The sequence below is a fragment of the Microbacterium sp. Au-Mic1 genome (assembly GCF_021341785.1).
GTDB lineage: Bacteria > Actinomycetota > Actinomycetes > Actinomycetales > Microbacteriaceae > Microbacterium.
Genome location: NZ_JAJTTF010000007.1, coordinates 241439 through 258552, shown reverse-complemented (window position 1 = coordinate 258552; position 17114 = coordinate 241439). Strand labels below are relative to the sequence as shown.

The window sequence follows — 17114 nt, the reverse complement described above, 5'->3', positions numbered from 1 at the left end:
GTCATGCCCCCTTCTGTGCGTACTGGATCGAGATGACGAGCTCGCCGTAGGCGCCGACCTCGAGCCGGTCCCCGGCGTGCAGCACCGTGGTCGCGGTGTGCTCGGTCACGACGGCCGGGCCCTCGAGGACGTCGCCGGCGAGGAGCTCCTCGCGCGCGACGAGCGCGTACTCGGCGGTCACGTCGCCGTCGAGCACCACCGTGCGGCGGCGCAGTTCGGGGCCGTGATCGCCGTCGCGGCGTGCGGCGCGCGGCAGATCGGGCTTGTCGACGATGCCGACGGCGCCGAGACGCAGCGTGGTGGTCTCGATCGGGTCGTCCATGATGTGCCCGTACTGCCGCAGGTGCAGCCGGTCGAACTCGGCGCGGATCGCGGCGCGGGGATCCGACCCGTCCTCCGGGTAGTCGACGGTGACGGCGTGCTCCTGCCCCGAGTAGCGCACGGCGACCACGCGGTGGAAGACCATGCGCTCGTCGCTGAAGCCCTCGGCGTGCAGGGTCTCGCGCGCTTCCGCCTCCATCCCGGCGTAGAGGGCGTCGGCGGCGGCGGCGTCCAGATCCTCGAGCGGCTGCAGGCTCGTGCGCGAGTAGTCGTGCTGCACGTCGGCCATGAGCATGCCGAGCGCGGAGAACGCGCCCTGCCCCGGCGGTACGATCACCTCCGGGATCCCGAGCTCGCGGGCCACGTCGACCGCGACCAGCCCGCCGCCCCCACCGAATGAGAGCAGGGCGAAGTCCTTCGGGTCGTGTCCGAGCTCGATGGTGATCGCGCGTACGGCGCCCATGATCTTGGTGTTCGAGATCTGCACCATGCCGCGCGCGAGCTGGGTGACGCTCAGCCCGAGCGATCCGGCGATCGGCGCGAGCGCCTCGAGCGACTTCTCACGGTCGAGCGTGAGCTCGCCGCCGAGCGGAGTGTCGGTGCCGAGGTACCCGATCGCGAGCGCCGCATCGGTGAAAGTCGGCTGCGTGCCGCCGCGCCCGTAGGCCGCGGGTCCGGGCATGGCCCCCGCGCTCTTCGGTCCGACCTGCAGGGCGCCGGCCTCGTCGAGGTAGCCGAGCGAGCCGCCGCCGGCGCCGATCGTGTGGATGTAGAGCGAAGGGGTGTTGATGGGCAGGCCCTCGAACTCCGCGCCGTGGTAGAGCACGGGATGACCGCCCTGCACGAGCGAGGCGTCGAGGCTGGTCCCGCCCATGTCGATCGTGATGAGGTTCGGCCGGTCGATGAGCTTCGAGAACGCCGCCGCTCCGACGACCCCGCCGGCGGGGCCGGACAGGATCAGGTTCACCGGCTGCTCGCGAGCGGCCGACGCGGTCATCGCGCCGCCGCCCGACCGCGACATCAGGAATCGACCGACGAAGCCGCGCCGTTCGAGCTCGCCCTCGAGCGCCTTGAGGTAGCTGCGCATGATCGGCTTGATGTACGCGTCGAGCACGGCCGTGCTCGTGCGCTCGTACTCGCGGTACTCGCGCGACAGCTCGTGCGAGATGGTGACCTCGACACCGGGGGCCTCCTCGAGGAGGATCTCGCGCATGCGCAGCTCGTGCGCCGGGTTGGCGTAGGCGTGCAGGAAGGCGACGGCGACGGCGTCGTAGCCTCGGCGCAGGATCTCGCGTGCGACCTCACGTGCGTCCTCCTCGTCGAACGGTGTCGCGACGGTGCCATCGAACATACTGCGCTCGCTGACCTCGAACGTGTCGTAGCGCTCGAGCAGCGCCTCGGGCTTGCGGTATGCGATGTCGTACATGACCCGGCGGTCGGTGCGGCCGAGCAGGTAGACGTCGCGGAAGCCGCGCGTGGCGATCGTGGCGATCCTCGCCCCGGTCCGGGTGAGCAGCGAGTTCAGGCCCAGCGTGCTGCCGTGGTTGAACATCGAGACCTGGCCGGGGTCGGCGTCCGCCTTGTCGAAGGCGGCGAGCACTCCGGCGGTGGGCTCGCTCGGGGTGGTCGGGACCTTCTCGAAGCGGAGCTCTCCCGTCTCGGGGACGAGCTTGACCACGTCGGTGAAGGTGCCGCCCACGTCGACGGCGATTCTGACGTTCTCGGGCATGAAAGGGGTTCCTTCCGGTTGAGGGCGATGGGGTCTTCGGGCAGGCCGGGGAGCCCGGTGCCCCGAGGGCGACCGGGTCTCGGCGGCGGTGCGGTCAGCGTCGGCCGCGCCCTGCGGCCGCGAGGCCGACTGCGGCGAGGATGATGAAGCCCGTCACCATGTCCTTGAGCTGGGGGTTCAGGTTGAGCAGGTCGAATCCGTTGCCGATGAGGGCGATGAGGAACACGCCGGCGACCGATCGCCAGACCGCGCCGAGTCCGCCGTAGATGCTCGTGCCGCCGAGGATCACCGCGGCGATCGCACTCAGCTCGAGTCCGGCGCCCGCGAGGGGCTGACCCGACGCGATCCGCGAGACGCCGATCGCGGCGGCGGCGCCGGCGGCGAGCCCGCTCAGCACGAACACGATGACGCGGGTGCGACCGACGTGGATGCCGGAGAGCTCTGCGGCCTCGGGGTTGCCGCCAATGGCGTAGACGTGCCGGCCGAACACGGTTCGCGAGAGCACGAACCAGAGCAGGGCGACCACGGCGATCATCACGAAGACCGCGATGAAGACACCGCCGACCCTGTTGCGTCCGAGCGCGGTGAAGCCGGGGGTCGTGACGGTGATCAGACTGCCGCCCGTGATCAGCACCGCGACCGTCGTGAAGATCATCGACGACGCGAGCGTGCCGAGGAACGAGTGCACGCGGAGCCGGGTGATCACGACGCCGTTGAACAGGCCGAGCGCGAGCCCGACGACGGGGGCCGCGAGGAGAGCGAGCCACACGTTGCCGGTGGTGATCGCGAGCCAGGCCGAGACCACGCCCGCGACGCTGTAGATCGCGCCGGTGGAGAGATCGAAGTTGCCCGAGATGATCACGAAGGTGCCCGCCGAGGCGATGATCACGAGAGGGGCATTCTGGTTCAGGATGTTCACGATGTTGCCGAACGTGAAGAACGAAGGCGAGAGGATCGCGAGCGCGATGAGCACGGCGGCGAGCAGCAGCAGGACGGCGTACTCGATCGCGATCTCCCTGATCGTGAACTTCCTCCGGGCCTGGGCCCGTGTCGCGGTGGTGTCGATGGCCTCGCTCACGCTGCCGTCTCCTCTCCGGGGGTCACGTGGAAGAGCCGGAACAGGACGTCCTCCACGGCGGTCTGCTCGGGGACGATCTCCCCGAAGGTGCGGCCCGCGGAGACCAGGAACGCGCGGTGGGCGAGCTCCATGATCTCCTCGTGCTCGGACGAGATCAGCAGCACCGCGATCCCGTCCTGGGCGAGCCGGGCGATGAGCTCGTAGATCGCGCGCTTGGCGCCGACGTCGACGCCGCGCGTGGGCTCGTCGAAGATGATCGCCCGCGGCCGTGCCGCGAGCGCCTTGCCGAGAAGCGCCTTCTGCTGATTGCCGCCCGAGAACCAGCCGACCGGGAGGTCGGTGTCCGGCGGGCGCATCTCGAGCGATTGCGCGAGCTCATCCGCGACGGCCCGTTCGCTACGGCCGTCGATCAGGCCGGCCCGGGAGCGCGCCCCGAGGCTCGCGAGCGCGATGTTCTCGCGCACCGAGCGCTGCAGCACGAGGCCGTCCTTGTGTCGGTCCTCCGAGACGAGCACGAGGCCCGCGTCGATCGACTGCTTGGGCGAGTGACCCTTCCAGTCGTGCCCGCCGAACCGGACGACGCCGTCCAGGATCTCGTCCAGGCCGAACACCGCGCGCAGACACTCGGTTCGGCCGCTGCCGACCAGGCCGAGCAAGCCGACGATCTCGCCGGGCCGTACCGCGAAGCTCATGTCCTCCACCCCCGTGGAGGTGCGCAGGTGCTGCACCTCCAGCAGGAACGGGGTGGCGGGATCCGGCGCGGCGGGGCGCGCGGGGTAAGCCTGGTCCATCTCGCGGCCGAGCATCGCCGTCACCAGCTCGTGCTTGCCGACCGCGGCGGCGTCGACCGTGTCGATCCGTCGGCCGTCCCGCATCACCGTGATCCGGTCGGCGACGCCGAGCACCGAGTCCAGGAAGTGCGAGACGTAGATCACGCTGCAGCCGCGATCGCGCAGCGTCCGCATGAGATCCTCGAGCTGCGCGATCTCCCGGGCGGTCAGCGACGAGGTCGGCTCGTCCATGACGATGACGCGGGCGTCGCGTGCGAGGGATCGGAGGATCTCGACCTTCTGCTGGTCGGCGATCCGCAGATCGCGCACCTTCGCCCGCGGGTCGAGCCCGAAGCCGACCTCGGCGTCGAGCGCGGCGAAGCGCGCGTCGAGGTTGCGCCGCTCGATCCCGAACCGGTGCTCCTCGGCACCCAGGAACACGTTCTGCGCCACGGTCAGGTCGGGCACGAGCGCGAGCTCCTGCGCGATCATCGCGACCCCGCGACGCTGCGCGATCCCGGGGTTCCAGCGGTCGACCGGGACGCCGTCGACGACGACGTCGCCCCGGTCTGCGGCGTAGACCCCCGCGATCACCTTGCCGAGGGTCGACTTACCGGCGCCGTTCTCCCCGACGAACGCGTGGATCTCGCCGCCGCGCACCTCGAGGGAGACTCCGTCGAGCGCCCGGGTCGCCCCGAACCGCTTCTCGATGTCCCGGAGTTCGACGAGCACCGGTCCGGCCGCTGATGTGCTCATCGAGTCAGCCGTTCCATTCGCCGGTGAAGTCCGGAGCCGCGTCGAGGTCCTTCTTCGTGGCGATCGGGCTGATCTTGACGAGGGTGTCGGCGTCGACGACGGCCTGGACCTTGTCGCCGCGCAGCTTGTTGACCAGCTGCTCGAGTGCGGCCTTGCCCATGCTCACGGGGTAGTTCAGGTAGTCGTTCGTCCACTTGCCGTCGCGCACGGCCTTGACGGCCTCGGTCGTCCCGCCGCCGCCGGTGAGGAAGATCTTCGCCGGGTCGATGCCGGCGTTCTCGAGCGCGATCTGGGCGCCCATCGTCTGCTGGTCGGCGTTGCTCAGGATGCCGTTGATGTCCTTGTTGGCCTGCAGCAGGTTCGACACCGCGGTGAGCGACTTGTCGCGGTCGTAGGCGCCTTCGACGGTGCCCACGATCTTGATGTTGCTGTGCTGGCCGAGCACCTTCTTCCAGGCGGCGATGCGGGCGACGTCGAGCGGGGAGTTCAGGAGGCCGGCGAGCAGGCCGATCTTGCACGGGTCGATGCTCTTGCAGTACTCGACGACGGACTCCGCCTGTCGTGCGGCGCCCGCCGACGGGGGCGAGGCGACGGTCGAGACGACGCCGTCGATCTGCGGCTGCATCTTGTCGATGTCGGGGCCGATCGGGTTCAGCACCGACACGACGGGCACGTCGTTGCCGAGGGGGAAGGCGGCGGCGAGGCCGGGGCCGTCTTGTGGGACCACGATGATCCCGCTCGCCTGGCCGGTGGTTCCGGCGTTCTGCAGCTGCGACAGCTGGGTGTTGGCGTCGAACTGGCCGTCCTGGATCTTGGTGGTGATCGTGATCCCGAGCTTCTTCGAGATCTCCTTCGCCTTCTCGACCACGCCCTGGTAGACGGCCTGGTTGTAGCCGTTCTGCGAGGAGGACGCGAGGAAGACGATCGAGTACTTGTCGCCGCTCGCTCCACCCGATCCGCCGGAGGAGCTGCAGGCGGCGAGGGAGACGACGAGGGCGGCGGCGCCGACGCCGGCGACGAGGCGGGAGAGGTGCTTCATTGCAATCTTCTTTCGTGGTGCAGGGGTGTCGGATCAGATCTCGGTCTTCGAGACGCGGTGGTCGATCGCGTAGAGGCGGCCGACGCCGACGCGGGCGTCGGCGAGCAGGGCGGCGAGCTCCGGGGTCGTGCGGCCCCGGTTCGGGTGGTCGAGCCATTCCTGGTAGGCGGCTTCGTCCGGCCATACCGCGGTCACGATGATCTCGCCGGACCCGTCGACCGCGGTGGCGATCTCGGAGCCGAGCGCTCGGGTCAAGTCGAGCGACTCCTGCAGGATCGCTTCGCGGCGGTACAGGTCCAGCACGGATCCGGCCTGTTCGGGCGCGGTGTGCAGGGTCAGGACTGAGCGGATCATCGGGTCGGTACTCCGTCGTCTCGAACGTGATGGGCATGTCGTCGTGGGTCGCGTCCATCGGGATCCACGTCGGTGCCCTGACGGTATCCGGGCGCTCTCGGGACTCGCTGTGCAAAGTGCATCTTGCGCTCAAATCACAATGTGCAAAAGAATGAAACAGCGCGCGGATGCCCCCTCTGCTCCCGCGCATCCCGCGGGATGACACGGAACGGAGCGGCGCATGCGGATCGGGATCGGCGTGCGCCACCGGCGGATCGCGGCCGTCGCCCTCCGGCCGGACGGGTCGCTCGCGGCGCACGAGATCCCCGTGACGACCGACGGCGTCGACGCGGCGCTCGAGCGGTTGCTCGGGCGGCAGGGCCTGGCCGACGCGGCCGTGCGCTCGATCGCGTTCGACCTGAGCGCGGTGCTGGACCGGACAGGGGCGGGTCCCCTCACGGTCGTCCGGATCGCGCCGCGCCCACCGGTCGACCGCGGCGACGAGCCCCGGGTCGGAGACGCCCCGATCCTGCACGTGCGCGGCGGCCACACGACGCTGGGGGAGGAGCTGACCCCGTTCGACGCGGTGGGACTCCGCGCGGCGGCACCGGGGATCCCGGCCGGATCCCGTGTCGTGATCACGGGCGTGGGCGCCCTGATCAATCCGTCGCACGAGCTCGCGGCGGGCGAGATCCTGCTCGACCACGACGCTTCACTGAGCGTGACCTTCTCGCACGCGTTCGACGGCAACTCCTTCGCGACGCGGGAGCGCACGGCGGTGCTCAACAGTGCGCTGGTGCCCGATGCGGAGGCTCTCGCGATCTCCCTCGCGCTCGTCGCCGGCCGCCGCTTCCCGGACGCGAGGCTCTTCGTGACCCGCAACGACGGGGGACGGGTGCCGCTGAGCCGGCTCCCGGCCACGCCGGTCCACTCCGCGTTCTCCGGTCCGTCGATCGAGTTCCTCGGTGCCGCCGCGCTCTGCGGGCTCGACGAGGGCGATCTCCTGCTCGCGCGCGGGAACGACCTCGTGCTGGGTTCTCTCCGAGCGGGAGCCCCCGCCATCGTGCCCCAGCTGGGGTGGGGCGGTGCGCGCCTCGCCACCCAGGCCGCCCACCTGGTCCCCGCCACTGAGATCCTGCTCAACGGGCGCTCCCCGCGACCGCGGCTGGTGCGACCGCGTGGGGCGGAGTCGCCCGAGTGGCTCGGGGGCGGCGAGGTCGTCGAGACCGATCTCGACCTGCGGGCGCTGGGGGCCGCGTGCGCTCCTCTCTCCGACTGGGCCCTGGGGATCGTGGGAGCCGGCAATGCTGACGAGATGGCGCACGAGCTGCAGGCGGCCGAGGCCAGGGTCCGCGCCCGGCTCGCCGCCTTCGGGGCGCCGCCGTCGACCGCGCGGATCCTCGAGTCGCGGTTCGTCGCGACCACGTACGAGCACGCCCGCGTCATCTCGGTGCGGGTGCACGGGGTGGCCGGCGACCCGGTCGGCGGACTGCTCGCGGGGGAGGGGACGCCGCATGAGGTTGACGGCTGAGGATGTCAGGCACCTGCGCACCGGGGCGCTCTTCCTCGCCTGCGCGGCGGATCCCGAGTGGTGTGACGAGCAGCAGGACCGGATCCTCACGAGGATGTCGGCGGGGGCCGACGGCCCCGAGCTCCTGCCCGTGCAGGACTTCGACGACGACGCGCTCGTCGCGGCGGTGGGTTTCGTGAACAACGGGCTCCCGCTCTCCGAGCTCCGGCCGGCGGGCGACGAGTTCGTCAGCAGCGTCGAGCTCCTGGAGCGCGAGCTGGGACGCCGGATCGAGGGGCTGTTCCCGCTGGCCGCCGCGAACGTGAACTCGATGGTGCCGCTGCTGACCGGGATGCAGCTCGGTCGGCCAGTCGTCGACGCCGATCCCATGGGGCGGGTGTTCCCGCTGCTGTTCCAGTCGGTGTTCACGCTGGCGGGCCTGCCTGCAGGCCCGCTCGCCGCGACCGGTCCAGTCGGCGACTCGGCGCTCGTGCGGGTCGGCGAACCGCGCAGGGCCGAACGTCTCGTGCGGGCGCTCGCCGGGGAGTTCGGCGGCTGGTCGGCGACGGCGCTCTACCCGATGACCGCGCGCGATCTCGCCCGCACCGGTGTCATCGGCAGCGTCTCGCGCATGGTGCGCATCGGGCGGATCCTCGAGTCGTCCCGCAGCACGCAGGAGAAGCACGAACTGCTCCGGCGCGGAGAGGGCGTGCGCCGGATCATCCGCGCCAGGGTCGCCGACGTCGCAGGGCTGTCCCGGCCGGCGCCCGCCGGTGAGCCGGACCACCCCTCGAGCGTCGTCCTCGTCGAGGAGGCGCAGGGGCGCTTCGTGCAGCTGGAGATCCAGAACGAGCTCCTGCTGCTCATGGTCGACGGCACGGTGGACGCGGTGATCCCGGACATCATCACGATGCTGCACCCGGACGACGGCCGTGTCGCCAGCCTCGACGACCTCTGGGTCGGCAACACCCTCGACCTCGTCGTGTTGCCCGCTGCGGCGCAGTGGTACACCCCGGAGGGTCGGCGCCTCGCGGCCCCGGAGACCCTGCACACGCTGCTGCCCGACCGCGGAAGGATCCGCCTGTGAACCGCGCCCTGTCCGGGGCCGTCGAGCTGCGCGACCTCACGGACACCCGCGAGCTCGATGGGCTCTTCGTGCTCCACCTCGTCTCCGAAGGGAGCCCGGTACGCGATCTCGCGCTCATCTCCGACCTCGAGGACATCGCCGCGGTCGGCCCCGACACGGTGATCCTGCTCGCCCCCGGGGAAACCCGCGGCGGATGGATGATCTCGGCAGCCCTCCGCTACGCGTGGGAGCGACGCGCGTGCGCGGTGATCATCCCCGAGCAGCCGTTCACCGCCTCGGTGATCGAACTCGCGAAACGCCTCGGAGTGTCTCTTCTCAGCACACGGCGCGACATGACCCGGCTCGCGCTCGACGTCGCGATCCGGATCGGCGCGGCCCGCGCCGAGTCGGCCGCACGGGTGCGATCGGCCGTCGACCGGCTCGCCGCGGCGGACGACCCGGCACAGGCGGTGGCGCTGCTCTCCGGAGAGCTGGACGGAGCCCCGGTCTGGGTCGAGTCGGCCGGGGTACGGACGTTCGCGGCGCCGGCCGGTGCGGGAGGGGAGCCGCGTCCCTCCGGCCCTCCAGTGACGCTCGTGCGCGCCGATCTCTCCCCGCGCGACGGCGATGACGGAGCCCTGCGCGCGGCGGTGCCGGCCGCCGCGGCGGGGTTCGCGGGGGCTCTTCTCGCCGGGGCGGCGCCGTCGCTCCGGGCGTTGCTGCTCGAGCTGCGGCTCGCCGCGACGCATGACTCACTGCCCGCCGTCGCGATCACGGCGCTCACGGGGCTCGCGCCCGTCGCCGCCTTCGACGAGCCGGCGTTCCAGAGCCCCGCGGGCATCTCGGCCGGGCCGTTCGACGACGCCTTCCACGCCGTCTGCCTGCTCTCCGACGAGCCGGAGCGGCTCGGCGCGCTCGTGCATCAACTCTGGCGCCTCGCGTTCCCCGATTCCCCCCTCGCGCGGTTCGACGGCGGGTGGATCGGGTTCCTCCCCGTGACGGATCCGGAGCGCGGCGCCGAGAGCCTGGACCGGGTACGCGACGGTCTCGTGCACACCGCCGGGCTGCCGCTCGCCGGCGGAGCCTCCCAGGTGCACCGCTCGGCGGCGGAGGCGCGGCATGCCGTCCGCGAGGCGTGGCTCGCGGCGCGCCTCGCTGATCCATCGCCGGACGCGCCGCGCGCGGACGCGTTCGTGGACTTCGGCCGGATCCCCGCGCGGCTGCTCGGACGCCTCGTGCCGGCCGACCTCGCTGCGCAGCTCGTCGACGTGCTCTACCCGCGACTCCTCGGGGATCCCGGGGCAGGGCAGATCATCGACACCGTGCTGGCGTACCTCTCGTCGTGTGGCTCGGTCTCTGCCGCCGCCGTGCGACTCGGCGCGCATCGGAACACGGTGCAGACGCGGCTGCGGCGGGCGGAGGAGCTCGGTGTGACGTTGTCGGATCCGGCCGAGGTACTGCCAGCTCATCTCCTCCTGGCCGCGCTGCGCCGCAGGGAGCGCTGATCCGAGCGCAAGATCGGTGGGCCCCGTGGGGCTCGAACCCACGACCCGCGGATTAAAAGTCCGATGCTCTGCCAACTGAGCTAGAGGCCCGTGTCGTCGAGTCTATCGGTCGCGACTGGGTGCCCGAGTCGGACACCGCGCGTAGCCTGGGTCGGTGCCCGCACCGTTCCATCGCCCCGTCCGCCTCTCCCCGGAGACGTTCGACTATCTGCTCGGATCCCACGACCCGGCCGAGCAGACGCGCATGGCGCACGCCACCGCGTCGGCGCTGCTGGCTCGGGTGCGTGCGGACGACAGCGGCGTGAGCGCTGAGCGACTCGTGGCCTATGCGACCGAGCACGGCATCGACGAGGTCGCGGAGCTCTGGGCGAAGAGCCCTGCCGTCTCGCTGCCGGGAACCCTGTGGCGGCTCTACCTGCTGCAGGTTTCGATCCACACGGATCCGTCCCTCGCCGCGCTCCTTCATGAGCGCGGCCGGGTTGAGCTGCCGTCCGTCGACGCGCTCGTGGCAGGCGCACCGGTTCCGGCCGGCCCGGACGAGCTCGTGGCACTCATCGACACGATCCTGCACGGCGCGTTCTCGGGCGACTTCGCGATCGCGCTCGAGCGCGCGGCGGCGTTCTGCCGCGTGCAGGCCTCGGGCTCGACGCACATCGCCGACGACTACGACCCGACCGAGCCCGACCGGGCGAGCGAGCTCACCACGCGCGCGGCCCGACTCAGCGCCTTCGCGTTGGATCTGACGGCTTCCGCCGCCGCGTGGCGCGACGGTTCGCTGAACTGAGCGGATCCTCGAGGCGCCGTTGACGACGACCGGATCCGGCGATCACTCCCGACAGGGTCGCGTCTGCGCCCGGACATGAAGAAGCCGGGCCGCAAGAACGCCTCTCGGCGGAAGGCCGCTCGCAGCGGCGAAAAATGGAGCCCGGGGTTATGCGGCCCGGCCGATCAAGTGTAACGCGTCGGGGGCGGCGGTATTCCCGTCGACCGCGACGCCGGGCGCGTCGTGCACGCCCTAGGCTCGTCCTATGGCCGCAGCCCGATTCGCCCTGCTGATCACCCCCGCCGAGTCCACGGATGAGGAGCGGGCGGATTTCAGCGACGGCTTCCGCCGGATCGACCCGGGTGCTCCCGCCCTCAGCGTGGGCGAGCTGAGCACGCAGCGCGGCGACGGCATCTTCGAGTCGATCGGCGTCGTCGACGGGCACGCCCAGGAGGTCGAAGCGCACGTGCAGCGGCTCGCGCACTCGGCCGCTCTGTGCGAACTGCCCGAACCGCACCGCGAGCAATGGCGTCAGGCCATCGCGCTCGCCGCCGCCGAGTGCGGTTCGGGGGAGTGGGTCATCAAGCTCATCCTCAGCCGTGGCGTCGACCACGGTCCGGCGCCCACGGCGTGGGTCACCGCCGCCCCGGCTGCCGACTTCTCCGCCGCACGCTCCGAGGGGATCCGCGTCGTCACTCTCGACCGCGGCTATGACAGCGGCGCCGCCGAGCGCTCGCCCTGGCTGCTGCTGGGCGCGAAGACGCTGTCGTACGCGGTGAACATGTCCGCGCTCCGGGAGGCGCACCGCCGCGATGCCGACGACGCGATCTTCGTCACCACGGACGGCGTCGTGCTGGAGGCGCCGACGGCTTCGCTCATCCTGCGCTTCGGCGACCGCTTCGTCACGCCGGCGCCCCATGGCGGCATCCTGCAGGGCACCACGCAGATCAGCCTCTTCGCGCACCTCGAGGCTCAAGGGTACGTCACGGAGTACGCCACCGTGCCGACTGCGGACCTCGCCACCGCGGACCACGCCTGGCTTCTCTCGAGTGTGCGCCTGGCAGCCCCGATCACCGCGATCGATGAGGCGACGCTCACCGTCGACCATGCATTCACCGACGGCCTGAACGCCTACCTGCTCTCCGCGCGGGACTGAGGTTCGCTGAAGGCCTGTTCCGCGGGGAGTGAAGGTCGTAGTCTGCCCACATGGCAGAGCTCCCGGTCGCTCCTGCGGCCTACGACGACCTTCGTGCGGTGTTCGTCAACTGCACTCTGAAGCGCAGTCCCGAACTCAGTCACACCCAGGGGCTGATGGATCGCAGCATCGCGCTGATGCGATCGCAGGGCGTGACCGTCGACGGCATCCGCTTCATCGACCATGACGTCGCGACCGGGGTCTACCCCGACATGCGCGAGCACGGCTGGGCGAGCGATGCGTGGCCGGACGAGATCTGGCCGCTGATCGACGCTGCCGACATCCTCGTGGTGGGCGGGCCGCTGTGGCTCGGTGACAACGCCTCGATCACTCGCAAGCTCATCGAGCGGCTCTACGCGATGAGCGGCCTGTTCAACGACAAGGGCCAGTACGTCTATTACGGCAAGACCGGCGGCGCGATCATCACCGGCAACGAGGACGGCGTCAAGCACGCAGCGATGTCGATCCTGTACAGCCTGCAGCACATCGGATTCACCATCCCGCCGGCGGCGGATGCGGGGTGGATCGGTGCGATCGGGCCCGGACCGAGCTATCTGGATCCCGGTTCGGGCGGCCCGGAGAGCGACTTCACCAATCGCAACACGACGTTCATGACCTGGAACCTCCTGCACACGGCGAGGCGGCTCAAGGATGCCGGCGGCATCCCCGCCTACGGGAACCTGCGACAGGCATGGAACGACGGCGAGCGCTGGGGCTACGACGCCAATCCCGAGTACCGCTGACGGCAGGCGCACACGGCGCGTCCGGCATCGTGCGGACCATCGAGGTCCCGTGGCGGTCGGTCCTGTCGTAGCCGCCGGATCCTGATCTCACCCGTTCGGCGGTGCTAGACGATCAGGTCGATCGCGAACTGGGCCTTGGTGCGCAGTTCGTCCGAGATCGGAGCGCTGCCGGTGGCGGCAGCGGCCGCCCGCTGCCCTTCGCCCGAGACGGCGATCGAGAAGAAGGCCTTCGTCAGCGCCGCGGTCTCTGCACTGTCGTACCGAGCGCAGCCGATGAGGCTCCCCACCAACAGCAAGGGGTAGGCCCCCTCGGCGGTGGTGCCGCGGTCGATCCGGATCGCGACATCGCCCGGTGCGCGGCCCTGCTCCGTCCTCGCCGCATCCAACGCGGCGCTCGCTCCCTGAGCGGAGGGCCCCACCCAGTCGTTCCCGACTCTGATCGCGACCGAGGCCAGGCCTTCGGCCTCGCCGGCGTCGATGTAGCCGATCCGGCCTTCGCCTCCCCGCACTGCGGCGGCGACGCCGGATGACTTCTGGGCGGGTTCGCCGCCGAGACCTGTCGGCCAGCTGTCGACAACGCCGGCGGTCCAGACATCCGGTGACGTCTGGTCAAGGTAGTCGGTGAAGTTGGCGGTGGTGCCCGAGGCATCGGAGCGGTGCACCGGGACGATCGGCGACGCAGGCAGCTTCGCCGTCGGGTTGGTGGCCACGATCGCAGGGTCGTTCCAGGCCGTGATGGCGCCGGTGAAGATACCCGCGAGGGTCTTCGGATCGAGCTTCAGAGAGTCGACGCCGCGGAGGGTGAAGACGATGGCGATCGGCGAGACGTACGCGGGGATCTCGATGAGCTCGGACCCCTTGGCACACGCCGTGAAGCCACTGGCTGCGACCTCGTCGGTCGTGAAGGGCACGTCCGAACCTGCGAACGACACCCGACCCTCACGGAACGACTGACGACCGGCTCCGGATCCGGATGGGTCGAATGCCACGTGAGCATCGGGGTGGGCGGCGGTGAGGAGCGCGGACCAGGAACCGATCGCGCCCTGCTGCGCCGAGGAACCGGCGCCCAGAATGCCGCCGGAGAGCGGGGGCGGCGGCGGGATCGTCGGCGCAGTGGTGCGCGGAGCACCCGCATCCGGACCTGCGCAGCTCGCGAGCACAAGCGCCGAGACGGCGGCGAGCGCTGCGAGGCCCGCGAAGCGGCACGTCGTCACGATGGATCCCCTCGGTCGTGGGCCAGGATAGCCCAGCGCACGAGGGCCGAGTGCACGCGGCGGCGCCGGGTGCACTCGGTCGACGATCATCCGAAGCGGCCGGAGACGTAGTCCTCGGTGGCCTGCTCCTTCGGCGAGGTGAAGATGGTCGCCGTGTCGGCGAACTCGATGAGCTTGCCCGGCTTGCCGGTGCCGGCGATGTTGAAGAACGCCGTCTTGTCGCTCACACGCGACGCCTGCTGCATGTTGTGGGTCACGATCACGATCGTGAACTCGTTCTTGAGCTCGGTGATGAGTTCCTCGATCGCGAACGTGGAGATGGGGTCGAGGGCCGAGCACGGCTCGTCCATCAGCACCACCTGCGGGGACACGGCGATGGTCCGGGCGATGCACAGACGCTGCTGCTGTCCGCCGGAGAGACCCGCGCCCGGCTTGTCGAGGCGGTCCTTGACCTCGTTCCACAGGTTGGCGCCGCGCAGCGACTTCTCCACGAGAGCGTCCGCGTCCGAGGCGGAGATCCGCTTGTTGTTCAGGCGGACGCCGGCGAGCACGTTCTCCTTGATCGACATCGTCGGGAACGGGTTGGGACGCTGGAACACCATGCCCACCTGGCGGCGCACGAGCACCGGGTCGACGCCCGGGGCGTACAGGTTCTCGCCGTCGATGTACACGCTGCCCTTGACCGTCGCGCCGGGGATGACCTCGTGCATCCGGTTGAGGGTGCGCAGGAACGTCGACTTCCCGCAGCCGGACGGGCCGATGAAGGCGGTCACGGTGCGGGGCTCGATGTTCATGGACACGTCCTCGACGGCGAGGAAGTCGCTGTAGAAGACGTTCAGATCGTTGACTTCGATGCTCTTGGACACGCTGCGTGCCTTCCTGAGTTAGCGGCTCTTCGGCGCGAATGCCTTCGCGACGATCCGAGCGATGAGGTTGAAGATGACGACGACGATGACCAGCAGCAGGGCAGCACCCCAGGCCTGCGCCTGAGAGGCCTCGATGTCCTTGCCCGGGAAGCTGTACGCCGTGTAGGCCATCACCGGCAGGGTCTGCATGGGCCCATTGAACGGGTTGGCGTTGAAGTTGTCGGTGAAGCTCGCCGCGATGAAGATCGGCGCGGTCTCGCCGATCACGCGGGCCACGGCCAGCACGACCCCCGTCACGATGCCGCTCGCGGCCGTGCGCAGCACGACCTTGATGATGGTCGTGGCGCGCGGCACTCCGAGGGCGAGCGAGGCCTCGCGCAGCTCGTTCGGCACGAGCCGGATCATCTCCTCGGTGGAGCGGATCACGATCGGGATCATCAGCACGCAGAGCGCGATCGATGCGGAGAATCCGCTGAACGCCTTCGGGCCGACGATGAGCGCCATCAGCGAGAACGCGAACAGACCGGCGACGATCGACGGGATGCCGGTCATGACATCGACGAGGAACGTGACCGTGCGACGCATCGGGTTGCTCGGCTGTGCGTACTCGGTCAGATACACCGCGGCCAGGATCCCGATCGGCACCGAGATCAGTGCGGCGATCCCGGTGATGATGAGGGTGCCGACGACGGCCTGCAGGGCGCCGGGGGTGTTCGTCACGGCGAGCGTGTTCGGGTCGAAGACGGTGCCGCCGACCTTGGTCACGAAGTCCCAGTTGACCACCTTGAGGCCCTGCGCGACCACGGTCCAGACCGTGGAGATCAGCGGTGCCACGGCGAGGACGAAGGCGCATACGACGAGGCCGCGCACGACGCGGTCGACGGCCTTGCGGCGGCCCTCCACGATGCTCGATCCGACGCCGATCGCGATGAGGTAGACCACGGCGGTGAGTACGAGCCACACCGCGGGGTTGAAGAGCTGGATCACCAGGAGCACGGCGGCCACGACCACCGCGGTGCCGATCGCGAGCACGGGCTCGATCCAGCGGGGCAGCTGCCCGCTGGTGAGGCTCATCGGCGGCGCGGTCGTCGGCGCAGGACTGACGGCGGTCATACGCGCTTTCCAATCTTCGGCGAGGTGCGTGCCTTGCGCTCGGAGCGACCGAGGATGCCGCGGGCGATCATGTTGACGGCGAGCGACACCACGAAGAGCATGAGGCCGGTGCCGATCAGGGCGGAGCGCTGGATGTCGGTCGCGATCGGGAAGTTCAGCGCGATGTTTCCCGCGATCGTCTGCGAGTTGTATCCGTCGGTGAGCAGTTTCACCGAGAACAGCAGCGACGGCGAGATGATCAGCGCGATCGCCATCGTCTCGCCGAGCGCCCGGCCGAGCCCGAGCAGGATGGCGGAGACCATGCCGCTGCGGGCGTAGGGGAAGACGGCGAGCTTGATCATCTCCCAGCGCGTGGCGCCGAGGGCGAGGGCGGCCTCCTCGTTCAGCCGCGGCGTCTGCAGGAAGATCTCGCGGGTCAGCGCGGTGATGATCGGCAGGATCATCACCGCCAGGACCACGCCACCGGCGAGCATGGTCGAGCCGGTGCTGGACACCGGACCCTCGAAGAGCGGGATCCAGCCGAAGTACTGGTTGAGGAACTCCGAGAGCGGCAGCAGGAACGGGCGCATCACGATGACACCCCACAGGCCGAACACGATGGACGGCACGGCGGCGAGCAGGTCCACGACGTACGCGAGCGCGCTGGCGAGCCGGCGCGGCGCGTAGTGCGAGATGAACAGGGCGATGCCGATCGCGACGGGGGCGCCGAGGATCAGTGCGATCAGTCCCGACCAGATGCTGCCCCAGAGCATCGGGGCGACGTAGTTCCAGAAGCTGCCCCAGTGCTTGTTCTGATAGCCGGCGAGGTCGCCGTTCGTCTCCCAGTTCGCCGTGATGGCGGGCAGACCCTTGAGGATCAGGAAGATCGCAACACCGGCGAGGATCACCATGATCGACGCGGCGGCCGTCGTCGACAGGCCCAGGAAGAAACTGTCGCCGGCGCGACGCTTCCCGACGAGGTTCTCGGCGGCGACCGGGGTCGCCGCATCACGCTGCGCGACGTCAGTCACGGTGCCACTCTTCATCTCGCATGGTGTGCGCGTCTTTCTTTGTGCTCCGGCCTGTGGCAGGAGAGGGATCGGGCCAGCACGGAAACTCGGCAGGGCCTCCGAC

At 70.3% G+C, this 17114-nt stretch carries 15 protein-coding genes and 1 tRNA gene; 6 read left to right on the top strand and 10 right to left on the bottom strand.

Features of this window, described 5'->3' with window-relative positions; translation table 11 throughout:
• Position 1 precedes the first annotated feature (1 nt).
• The 5 genes from LXM50_RS11820 to LXM50_RS11800 all read right to left on the bottom strand — a co-directional run bounded on the left by LXM50_RS11820 (position 2) and on the right by LXM50_RS11800 (position 6047).
• Positions 2–2050 carry a hydantoinase/oxoprolinase family protein gene (locus tag LXM50_RS11820; RefSeq protein WP_233311517.1) on the bottom strand — a complete coding sequence of 683 codons (2049 nt, stop codon included), beginning with the start codon at positions 2048–2050 and terminating at the stop codon, positions 2–4.
• 94 nt (positions 2051–2144) lie between these two features.
• Positions 2145–3128: an ABC transporter permease gene (locus tag LXM50_RS11815; protein WP_233311516.1), complete on the bottom strand. Its 984-nt coding sequence runs from the start codon at positions 3126–3128 to the stop codon at positions 2145–2147.
• Entirely contained in the window at positions 3125–4654 is a 1530-nt protein-coding gene (locus tag LXM50_RS11810; RefSeq protein WP_233311515.1) for a sugar ABC transporter ATP-binding protein, read from the bottom strand. The genes LXM50_RS11815 and LXM50_RS11810 overlap by 4 nt, the downstream gene beginning before the upstream one ends.
• Positions 4655–4658: 4 nt before the next feature.
• Positions 4659–5693 carry a sugar ABC transporter substrate-binding protein gene (locus LXM50_RS11805; RefSeq protein WP_233311514.1) on the bottom strand — a complete coding sequence of 345 codons (1035 nt, stop codon included), beginning with the start codon at positions 5691–5693 and terminating at the stop codon, positions 4659–4661.
• Positions 5694–5726: 33 nt separating this feature from the next.
• Positions 5727–6047 carry a putative quinol monooxygenase gene (locus LXM50_RS11800; RefSeq protein WP_233311513.1) on the bottom strand — a complete coding sequence of 107 codons (321 nt, stop codon included), beginning with the start codon at positions 6045–6047 and terminating at the stop codon, positions 5727–5729.
• Between the two features lie 220 nt (positions 6048–6267).
• On the opposite strand from LXM50_RS11800, the gene LXM50_RS11795 reads away from it, so the two are divergent.
• From LXM50_RS11795 to LXM50_RS11785, 3 genes are read left to right on the top strand one after another with little or no spacing between them, the layout of a single operon-like run.
• Positions 6268–7557, top strand: a complete 1290-nt coding sequence (locus LXM50_RS11795; protein WP_233311512.1) for a hypothetical protein — start codon at positions 6268–6270, stop codon at positions 7555–7557.
• A complete protein-coding gene (locus LXM50_RS11790) occupies positions 7541–8623 on the top strand; it encodes a DUF917 domain-containing protein (RefSeq protein WP_233311511.1) in 1083 nt (360 codons plus the stop codon). Before LXM50_RS11795 ends, LXM50_RS11790 begins: the two co-directional genes overlap by 17 nt.
• A complete protein-coding gene (locus tag LXM50_RS11785; protein ID WP_233311510.1) occupies positions 8620–10107 on the top strand; it encodes a helix-turn-helix domain-containing protein in 1488 nt (495 codons plus the stop codon). The genes LXM50_RS11790 and LXM50_RS11785 overlap by 4 nt, the downstream gene beginning before the upstream one ends.
• Before the next feature lie 17 nt (positions 10108–10124).
• On the opposite strand, the gene LXM50_RS11780 is transcribed toward LXM50_RS11785, so the two are convergent.
• Positions 10125–10197: transfer RNA gene (locus tag LXM50_RS11780), tRNA-Lys, on the bottom strand.
• Positions 10198–10261: 64 nt separating this feature from the next.
• Between LXM50_RS11780 and LXM50_RS11775 the strand changes: the two genes are divergently transcribed.
• The 3 genes from LXM50_RS11775 (at position 10262) to LXM50_RS11765 (ending at position 12808) form a co-directional block, all read left to right on the top strand.
• The gene (locus LXM50_RS11775; RefSeq protein ID WP_233311509.1) at positions 10262–10891 is read left to right on the top strand and encodes a DNA-directed RNA polymerase subunit beta; all 630 of its coding nucleotides are present in this window, start codon (positions 10262–10264) and stop codon (positions 10889–10891) included.
• 244 nt (positions 10892–11135) lie between these two features.
• On the top strand, positions 11136–12026 hold the full coding sequence (locus LXM50_RS11770) for an aminodeoxychorismate lyase (RefSeq protein WP_233311508.1): 891 nt from the start codon (positions 11136–11138) through the stop codon (positions 12024–12026).
• A 50-nt stretch (positions 12027–12076) separates the two neighbouring features.
• A complete protein-coding gene (locus LXM50_RS11765) occupies positions 12077–12808 on the top strand; it encodes a flavodoxin family protein (protein ID WP_233311507.1) in 732 nt (243 codons plus the stop codon).
• 104 nt (positions 12809–12912) lie between these two features.
• Here LXM50_RS11765 and LXM50_RS11760 read toward each other — a convergent pair whose 3' ends face one another.
• The 4 genes from LXM50_RS11760 to pstC form a co-directional block, all read right to left on the bottom strand.
• The gene (locus LXM50_RS11760) at positions 12913–14022 is read right to left on the bottom strand and encodes a phosphate ABC transporter substrate-binding protein PstS (protein WP_233311506.1); all 1110 of its coding nucleotides are present in this window, start codon (positions 14020–14022) and stop codon (positions 12913–12915) included.
• 86 nt (positions 14023–14108) lie between these two features.
• Positions 14109–14888 carry a phosphate ABC transporter ATP-binding protein PstB gene (pstB, locus tag LXM50_RS11755; protein ID WP_233311505.1) on the bottom strand — a complete coding sequence of 260 codons (780 nt, stop codon included), beginning with the start codon at positions 14886–14888 and terminating at the stop codon, positions 14109–14111.
• 18 nt (positions 14889–14906) lie between these two features.
• Positions 14907–16001, bottom strand: coding sequence for a phosphate ABC transporter permease PstA (pstA, locus tag LXM50_RS11750; protein WP_233311504.1), 1095 nt, complete (start codon positions 15999–16001; stop codon positions 14907–14909).
• Positions 15998–17011, bottom strand: coding sequence for a phosphate ABC transporter permease subunit PstC (pstC, locus tag LXM50_RS11745; protein WP_374107828.1), 1014 nt, complete (start codon positions 17009–17011; stop codon positions 15998–16000). The genes pstA and pstC overlap by 4 nt, the downstream gene beginning before the upstream one ends.
• Positions 17012–17114 lie beyond the last annotated feature (103 nt).